This window comes from Methanocella sp. (assembly GCF_035506375.1).
Classification (GTDB): Archaea; Halobacteriota; Methanocellia; order Methanocellales; family Methanocellaceae; genus Methanocella.
This window is the reverse complement of the sequence record NZ_DATJPM010000023.1, coordinates 23632-32462: the sequence shown is the minus strand read 5'-3', so window position 1 is coordinate 32462 and position 8831 is coordinate 23632. Positions and strand designations below refer to the sequence as shown.

At 47.0% G+C, this 8831-nt stretch carries 9 protein-coding genes; 5 read left to right on the top strand and 4 right to left on the bottom strand.

The features are described 5' to 3' along the window. Nucleotides 1-278 precede the first annotated feature (278 nt). Complete coding sequence (locus VMC84_RS02785) at nucleotides 279-566, bottom strand: hypothetical protein (protein WP_325377915.1); 288 nt, start codon at nucleotides 564-566, stop codon at nucleotides 279-281. A 197-nt stretch (nucleotides 567-763) separates the two neighbouring features. On the opposite strand from VMC84_RS02785, the gene VMC84_RS02780 reads away from it, so the two are divergent. Both VMC84_RS02780 and VMC84_RS02775 read left to right on the top strand, forming a co-directional pair. Then, nucleotides 764-1324, top strand: a complete 561-nt coding sequence (locus VMC84_RS02780; RefSeq protein WP_325377913.1) for a hypothetical protein — start codon at nucleotides 764-766, stop codon at nucleotides 1322-1324. Nucleotides 1325-1426: 102 nt separating this feature from the next. Then, nucleotides 1427-3205, top strand: a complete 1779-nt coding sequence (locus tag VMC84_RS02775; protein WP_349256736.1) for a YgiQ family radical SAM protein — start codon at nucleotides 1427-1429, stop codon at nucleotides 3203-3205. A gap of 2 nt (nucleotides 3206-3207) precedes the next feature. On the opposite strand, the gene VMC84_RS02770 is transcribed toward VMC84_RS02775, so the two are convergent. Both VMC84_RS02770 and xerA read right to left on the bottom strand, forming a co-directional pair. Beyond that, nucleotides 3208-3771 (bottom strand): YkgJ family cysteine cluster protein, encoded by a 564-nt coding sequence (locus VMC84_RS02770; protein WP_325377909.1) that lies wholly within the window; start codon nucleotides 3769-3771, stop codon nucleotides 3208-3210. Nucleotides 3772-3869: 98 nt separating this feature from the next. Then, on the bottom strand, nucleotides 3870-4688 hold the full coding sequence (gene xerA, locus VMC84_RS02765) for a site-specific tyrosine recombinase/integron integrase (protein ID WP_325377907.1): 819 nt from the start codon (nucleotides 4686-4688) through the stop codon (nucleotides 3870-3872). A 565-nt stretch (nucleotides 4689-5253) separates the two neighbouring features. Here xerA and VMC84_RS02760 point away from each other — a divergent pair. Continuing rightward, a complete protein-coding gene (locus VMC84_RS02760) occupies nucleotides 5254-5931 on the top strand; it encodes a pentapeptide repeat-containing protein (RefSeq protein ID WP_325377905.1) in 678 nt (225 codons plus the stop codon). 85 nt (nucleotides 5932-6016) lie between these two features. Beyond that, nucleotides 6017-6760: a hypothetical protein gene (locus VMC84_RS02755; protein ID WP_325377903.1), complete on the top strand. Its 744-nt coding sequence runs from the start codon at nucleotides 6017-6019 to the stop codon at nucleotides 6758-6760. Here the strand turns inward: VMC84_RS02755 and VMC84_RS02750 are convergent. Next, nucleotides 6750-7079, bottom strand: a complete 330-nt coding sequence (locus VMC84_RS02750) for a rhodanese-like domain-containing protein (protein ID WP_325377901.1) — start codon at nucleotides 7077-7079, stop codon at nucleotides 6750-6752. The genes VMC84_RS02755 and VMC84_RS02750 overlap by 11 nt on opposite strands. 150 nt (nucleotides 7080-7229) lie before the next feature. Between VMC84_RS02750 and VMC84_RS02745 the strand changes: the two genes are divergently transcribed. Next, nucleotides 7230-8399, top strand: coding sequence for an NAD(P)/FAD-dependent oxidoreductase (locus tag VMC84_RS02745; RefSeq protein WP_325377899.1), 1170 nt, complete (start codon nucleotides 7230-7232; stop codon nucleotides 8397-8399). Nucleotides 8400-8831 lie beyond the last annotated feature (432 nt).

Sequence of the window (8831 nt, the reverse complement as noted above, 5' to 3'; positions counted from 1 at the left end):
CAAGTAGTAACCGCAAACCCGGCATATTCATTATGTGGTTTAACATGCTGTTTTGGAGTCTTTGGAATTCTTGCTTTAATTATCATTGTTATTTTAATATTTATGGCCTTTTATCTAGGTATAATTTGGCGTATTTTCGATGCTCTGGGTATTTACATAAAAAAGAATAGATAAACGTTTAATACTGACATTATTAATTAAGTTTGACTCCAACTATTATCAAATTTGAGTCGTCTACCCTTTTGTCTAGTCATATGAGTCTTGAGGCGGGCAGCCTGTCATGTGAAATATTTTATGTATATGAGCGCCAGGATGACTAAGGCGCTGACGACGATTAAAATGGCATCATAGTTCGTTGTTTTCTGGATCTGCCTGTATTTAGGCTTATCGAACTCTAGCTTAATTGAGAGCGCCGTGAAAGCCACCAGAGTGATCGCCGTAGGCAGATCAAGCGTGGTCTGGATCGCGTAGGCGGTCTGCTTATCGATAAGTCCGTTCGACGTCATCGTAGCCAGGACGATTATCGCCACATATACGACGAGCAGCCCTGCGGCGATCTGTCTCACGAGCTCAACGTTCCGCCTGGTTAGATTTATATTACCACCGATATTAAAATAACCAGTTCTGTTTTTATATATTGCTTATCAATAAATTGGATTCTTCTGCTTTGTGGCGGATAAAACGCCGCATAAAACGCCGGCCTTCGTATTTTCATTTGAAAAAATATTTTTCCGCCCTCACCGTTTCATTATTGGCGGGGACCATGGATCGCAGAGCAAAAGCCCTATTTATCGTCTTACTATTCCTGATATCGGCGTCATTGCCGGCCATTTCACAGCAAGTTCCGGCCTCCAGGCAGGCGTCGAAGGTAGTCTTTTTAGAGCACTATATGTCCGCGAACGGTACCATTATTCAGGGCGAAGCGCCATTCAGGTCCGTGAACTTTCCCACGTACTGGTACAACGAGAACACAAAACAGATAAACGGCAAGGTCGATTTCCCCATCAATACTTCGCTGAAGATGGTCTTCGGCGATGTACTTACGCTGCAGGGCAATTTTGGTGAAGGAACGGGTAATAAGCTCTATGGCGTGTACTCGTTTCCCGTGAATGCCGACCAGGCCTATATCTATGGTATCGATATGGATGGTAACGTCGTCATGCGGCTTAACCAGCGGGCTATCATTCTGAAGCCCGGCGATTCCTATTCTTATTCCGAGAATGAGACGCTAAAAGACCATGGAGCTACCATCGAAGTCGAGTATAACCACACGTACATGAACCATGGGTATATCGATAAGAATAATATTCTCCAGTCACCCTGATCTGTTCAGTTATATTAATGGCATTGTCGCAGATAAGATTTTTCTAGAATCAGGGCCCTATTGCCCATAATGAAAAAAAGACCGGCCGAACTATTTTTACCCATGTCCCGGGATGAAATGAAAAATCTCGGCTGGGAACAATGCGACGTCATCATCGTTAGCGGAGACGCTTACGTCGACCATCCTGCCTTTGGATCGGCCCTCATCGGCCGGGTGCTGGAGGATGCGGGCTTTCGCGTAGGAATGATCGCGATACCCGACTATACGGATAAAAAGTCCTTTGATGTCCTGGGAGAGCCCCGGCTCTGCTTCTGTGTTTCGTCCGGCAACGTGGACTCGATGGTCAATAATTACACTGCTAATAAGCGTATCCGCACGGAAGACGACTATGCTCCAGGGGGCAAAGGCGGCCTCCGGCCGGACCGCGCCGTCCTCGTCTACTGTAACCGTATCCGCGAGACCTTTAAGACGAAGCCCATTATCATCGGCGGCATCGAAGCCAGCCTGCGCCGCTTCGCCCACTACGATTACTGGGACGATAAGGTGAGACAGTCGATCCTTGCAGACGCTCCCGCCGACCTTTTAGTCTATGGCATGGCTGAAAAGCCGATCATAGAAGTGATAAGCGAGCTCAACGATGGCAAAGATATCGGAGATATAAAAGGCATCCGGGGCACGTCCACGAAGACCCGGGGGCTGGATATCGAAAGTTTTGTGGAGCTTCCAGATTATAAAAACGTCTCGTCCGATAAAAGGGCCTATGCCCTTGCGTTCAAGGCGTATTCTGACGAGCAGGACCCGTTCTACGGCCGTGTCGTCGTGCAGCGCCACCCTAAAACGATCATCGTCCAGAACCCGCCTCCGATGCCTATGACGATGGCAGAGCTCGACCACGTCTATGGCCTGCCATATACCCGCCGGCCCCATCCTTCCTATAAAGAAGAGATCCCCGCGCTGCGCACGGTACGCTTTTCGATAACCAGTCACAGGGGCTGTTTCGGCGGCTGTGCATTCTGCGCCATCACGAACCACCAGGGGCGCATCGTCCAGAGCCGCAGTAAGGAGTCCATATTAGAAGAGGTAAGAAAGCTTGTGAAGATGCCCGAATTCAAGGGCACCATCACCGACATCGGCGGCCCGACGGCGGACATGTACATGCTGGGCTGCGAGAAGCAGGCGAAATACGGGGCCTGCCAGGATAAGCTCTGCCTGTACCCTCAGGCCTGCCCCAGCCTGAATAAGGACCATGGCAGGCTGATTGATTTATTAAAAGCCGTTGAAGCGGTGCCGGGAGTTAAGAACGTGTTCATAGGCTCCGGCATACGCTATGACCTGGCCATGCAGGACGAGGCATACCTCTACCATATCTGCGAGAATAATATCAGCGGTCAGCTAAAAGTGGCACCGGAGCACGTCTCTAAAGCAGTTACGGACGCCATGTGTAAGCCGTCCATCGAAAAGTACGAGCGTTTCGTGAAAAGGTATAAAGAGATAAACCAGGAGCTCGGCAAGGAGCAATATATCATACCCTATTTTATTTCTGGCCATCCCGGCTGTACGCTTAAGGACGCCGTCCAGCTCGCCGAGTACGTGCGGGACATGGGCTACTACGTCGAGCAGGTCCAGGATTTCACGCCGACGCCCTCGACGCTCTCCACCTGTATGTATTATACCGGCTATAACCCGTATACAGAAAAGGAGGTTTACGTCCCGAAGAGTGTCGAAGAGCGAAAAATGCAGCGGGCGCTATTACAGTATAAAGACCCGGATAATTACGATCTGGTAAAAAAGGCGCTGCTTAAGGCTGGCAGAAAAGATCTGATAGGTTATGGGCCGAAATGCCTGATAACGCCGGCAAGGCCCTACAGCCGGCGAAGATAAAGCTAATTACACGCAACATGAGTGCCCGTCAGATTATAGATCTGCTCACGATTTCGCCGGAACAATAAAATGCGATAGATGAACGGCTTCGCGAGCTGGTATTTGAACGTGCCGAACTTGCTATAATAGATCGTTGTGAGCATCAGCGCAGCCATGTAGTTCCGCCTTTTTCGCTCGTTTTCGCTTGAATCTTCGAGCCGTGTATAATGTATGGCGCAGGACGGGGGCATTTGTGAGCGCATATGCTCTATACCGCCAAAAATGGTCGAGGGCATGTTCACACAGGCGGCCGGCTTGGCAAAGTGGGCCTGGCAAATGTTATCCTCCAGGAAAAGGCAATCTCTGCCGTCACGGCGTAAATACGGCAATGCGAGCGTATTTTCAACTTTCGCGATCTCGACGCAATACTCGTTAAAAAACTTATCCGGTTCCATGTCGAGAAACTCGCTGAGCCTGAAAATATCATCAAGGGTCAGGGGTATGTCCCGGTCCTTGCAGCAGGCGCCGCATCTCTTGCATTCAAAGCGCCTTTCCTGCATGCCAGGCTGTTGTCCTGTCGAGCGCATAAGGTCATCCTGTGTAAAAATGGTTCTTATCGGCAAGGTAACGTAGTTTGTCTGTAAAAAACGACGATAAAAATATAAATTACGATATTTATAACAGCTTATTTGCTCATCGGGTGCGTATGTGCATACATGTCCTTGAGCTCGTCCACGCTATAATGGGTATATATCTGGGTCGTATTCAGTGATGTATGGCCAAGTAGCTTCTGGATGGCCACGACGTTTCCCCCATTCTGGAGCATGTGCGTGGCAAAGCTATGCCTGAGCTTATGGGGCGTTACTTTCTTATTAATGCCTGCCTGTGCGGCCAGAGTTTTAATATCCCGCTCCACGGTTCGGACGTTCAGGTTGAACAGCTTCTGATCGTCAGTCAAGCCCTCGCAATAAGCCTCGAGCTGCGCCTTCAGCGTGTCCGGCAGGAGCACGACCCGCTCCTTAGCGCCTTTTCCGAAGACTTTGATAGTATTCCTGCCCAGGTCGATATCCTGCTTCTTAATGTTCACGAGTTCAGACACTCGCACGCCAGTCGCATAGAGCATTTTTACGATAAGGCTATCCCTGGGGCTGACTGCCGTTTTTATCAGGGCCTGCATTTCATCCTGTGTCAGGTATACGGGAGCTTTTTTATCTATCTTGACCGCGTTGATGCCTTTAGCTGGGTTCGACGTGGTATACTCGTTCTCGCTAAGGAACGAATAGAACGATTTGATGATGCTCATGATATTCGACACGTAGGCTTTGGACCGTTCCTCTTCGAACATCAAATGATTCAAATACCGGATGATCTCATGCCGGTTCACTTTATCTAAGGGCTTGCCGCAAAATTCCTGGAAGTTGCGAAGGATCAGCCCATATTGTTTTATCGTGTTAGAGCTGGAAGACAATCGTTTCTCGTCCAGGAATATTTCTATATGGTCCATCGGTCCCCACCAGAAAGTTCATTCATTTATCGGTTATATGATTACTAACTAAGGCTTCATATTATAAGCCTCTTTTGGTGAATATATTTGGGTTTAACATGTCGATAAATAAGTATTTATCGACACGACCCTCGATTTTTGTATTTAACCATGAGTTCATGTGGGTCAGTTTTCCCAAGGACTATATTATGACAATAATTTGTAAATAAGTTTACGATTTTTCATGTTACCGGCTAAATAATGTATACAATTTATTGTATACTTTTTTATTGGTATTTATTTTGAAACAATCTAGGGTATTTCATTAACAAGTATTATTATAATATTTTAAACATATAGTGGTAAATATAATGAAAATTTAACTTTATATATTACTTGTAGTTATTAAACATTTAATAACAATTTATTATTATTTTATTATTTATAAATATTTTGTTTTTTATTTAAGACTTTATTACAATATAGTATAATTTATTAGCCCTTGGATTTTGAGATAAAGATATATCTTATACCGCCACTTATGATAGTATATATTACCTTATCCAAAGAAAAAGCAGGCATAACTATGCTATCCGATGCGGAGATCAAAAAAACGAAATACCTTCTTAGCCTTCGTGAAAACTACTACAATGAGGGCATCCGCAGCATGGACTTATCGGGCGTGGACCTCAGCGGCGTCGACCTTCATGGAATGCAGATAATCGGCGTGAACTTTGATAAGGCAATACTCGACAATGCTAATCTCTATGATTCGCAGCTCGTCGGCTGCCGGTTTAACGGCACGAGCTTCCGCAGGGCCATCATGCGAAAATCGGATATTATCGACTGTACTTTTAATGAAGCCTCGCTATCCCAGGCGGACCTGAGCGAGTCGAAGCTGTATAAGCTGGAGTTTACGGGTTGCGACCTGCACCTTATCAAGCTTATCATGGCGAAGATCATCGATTGTACATTCCGCGAATGCAATATGCTTAGCGCGAACATTTCCACGGCGAGCATTACCGGGGCCGTTATTGAAAACTGCGACCTGCAGCACATGAATGGCGAACGCTCATTCATCACGAATACGACGTTCAATACTGTGAAGATGAATCACGCTTCGTTGAACTATGCCGTTATTTACGATAATAAATTCCAGGACGTATCTACCGACGATATGCTTCTGGTCGAAACCAGGCTGGACGAGGATAGTCTCTTATTTAGAAAAGCGAGAACTGTGGACCTGAAAAATATATCAAAATAATATTATTATAAATAATTTTCTATAGTTTTATCAGTTTTTCTATAAATGAAAAACTCTTTAACCGATATGTGAATAAACAATAGCGATGAAAAAGCTCGGCTGGAAGCTCCGTATCGGCCTGATCTTCGTGGCCGTATCCGTTGTTCTCTATATCGTACATTATCTTATCTTTCAAAACTTTTATTTCCTGTCGGAATACACGCTTTTCTACTTTGCCTGGCTGCCCATTGAAGTCCTGGTCGTCACGCTGGTCCTGGACCAGCTTCTGGAAATGCGCGACCTGCAGGAGCGAATGGAAAAGCTGAACATGGTAATCGGCGTATTTTTCAGCGAAAGCGGCACGTTCCTGCTCCATGAGCTTTCTGGTAGTGACCCGGATATCGAGAATATACGTCAGGATCTTGTCGTCGGGCAAAAGTGGACTGACAGGCAGTTCGACGAGGCCAGCCAGCGCATAAAACAGCATCCGCATCACGTCGATATTAATCAGATAGACCTGGAAAAGCTTAAAAATTTCCTGGTCAGTAAACGGGAATTTTCAGTCCGCTTACTGGAAAATCCCGTCATTTTAGAGCACGAATCGTTCACGGAGCTGCTTATGGCCGTATTTCACCTGACGGAGGAGCTGGAGTTCAGGAAAAATCTCAAGTCCCTGCCGGATAGCGATCTTAACCATATCAAAGGCGACATCGAGCGGGTATATGCCCGACTGATCGGCACCTGGCTGGATTACATGAAATACATGAAGAAGTGGTACCCGTATCTCTACTCATTGTCCATGAGAACGAACCCGTTCGACTTCAATTCATCGCCCATCGTCACTCCGTAGCGTTATTTCCGGCGATCCAGTCCTGAATACCGCCCTTATAATCGGATAGGTTCCGGAAGCCTTTTTTCCAGAATATGTTAGCGGCGTCGGCGCTCGCGTCGCACATGAAGCCGCTACAGTATATGATGATCTCGTCGTTCTTATCCAGGGTTTCGCACCGTCTTTCAACTTCATACACCGGCATAGAAATGGCGCCAGGTATATGCATTTTCTTATAGTCCTCTTCGTCCCTTGCATCGATCAGTATAAACGGTCCAGGATCATTCATCCGGTTTTTCATCTCTTCAGTGCCGAGTATTTTTATTCGTTCGCTTGCCATGTTTTATCAATTATAGTTTTATACAGCCGCTATTAAAAACTTTATTTACGCCGAAATCACAACCGTTTTATAATCTTTTCGCCCTTCTTTTTATATATAAAATAAAGATAAACCGTAAAAAAGTTATATCGATGGATAATTGGTGGTTAAATGAAAAGCGACTATGACGTCATCGTCGTCGGCGCAGGGCCTGCCGGCTCGGTCGCGGCGGCAACGGCCGCAAGGCAGGGCCTCGATGTACTGCTTATCGAGAAAAGGCAGGAGATAGGGGAACCGGTGCGCTGTGCCGAAGGCATGATCAAGTCTGGCCTGGACAGGTTTGTCGAGTACGACCCGAAATGGGTATGCGCCAGGATTAATAGTGGCCGTATTTATGCGCCGAATGGAAAGTCATTATACTTCCATCAGCTGGATACCGCCGGTTATGTGATAGACCGTAATGTCTTCGACAGGTCTCTGGCAAAGGCGGCGGCCGACGAGGGCTCGGAAGTCCAGGTAAAAACGCAGGCCACGGGGCTTATCATCGAAAACGGAATCGTAAAAGGCATTAACGGCATCTGCATGGGACGGAATTTTGAAGCCCGGGCCAAGGTCGTCATCGGCGCGGACGGCATAGAATCGAAGATCGGCCGCTGGGCCGGTCTTCTAGAGCCTCTAAGGCTAAAGGATGTCGAATCCTGCGCGGAGTTCGTCGTCGCAGGCATAGACATCGATCCCGAGTGCCTGGAATTCTACATCGGTAATAGAATCTCTCCGGGAGGCTATGTCTGGATATTCCCCAAAGGAAAGAACGAAGCCAACATCGGCCTCGGTATGCTGGCCGACCGTTACAATGGCATCCACCCCATCGACTACCTCAAAAAGTATGTCGATTCGCGCTTCCCTGAAGGCCGGATAATTCAGTCAATTTCCGGGGCCGTACCGGTCTGCGACCTGTCTTATCGCCTATCGACCGCCGGGCTGATGCTTGCCGGCGACGGCGGCAGGCTCGTCGACCCTCTACTCGGGGCCGGCATTATGAACGCCATGGTCAGCGGACGATTGGCGGGAAATATCGCGGCCAATGCAATAAAGGGCGGAGACGTATCGGCAAAAGCATTGGAGCGTTACGATATGGGGATTCACTCGTCGATCGGTAAGGCTATTCGACGTAATTATCACGTAAAAGAATTTATCGTTAACTGCAGCGACTGGCAGATAAATCTGGTCATCGCCGCCATAAAGAAGCTGAGAGTCGAGGACATTCCCATATCCGAGCTCTTTATCGAGGTCACGACGTCGGGCCTGCCCCTGCTAAAGGTCGCCCGTATGGTCGTTTAAATTCGTTTAAATATTTCTGCTGTGTTGAATATGCCTTTTTAAGTCTCGGAGTGTACGGAGTCACTATTTTTCACCACAAAGACACGATGGCACAAAGGCTCACAAAGACTTTTTTATAATTAAGATACAAAGGACACAGAGCCCGCTTTTTGAACTTTTAAGATACAAAGGATATGAAGGCACGATGGCAAAAAGTGCTCTTGTTCATTCCACTGTGTCTTTGTATCCTTCGTGCCCTTATCGCCAATGAACCGGCTTTGTGTACTTTGTAACTTAATCTAAAAAGAAAACTTTGTGAGCCTTTGTGCCATCGTGCCTTTGTAGTGAAAAATAGTGCCCTCCGTGCCCTTAAAAAACTTAAAATACGGTAGCAATTCAACACAGTAAAAATTTCTTAATAGCGATATTACGGCGGCGAGGCCCATGAGCACG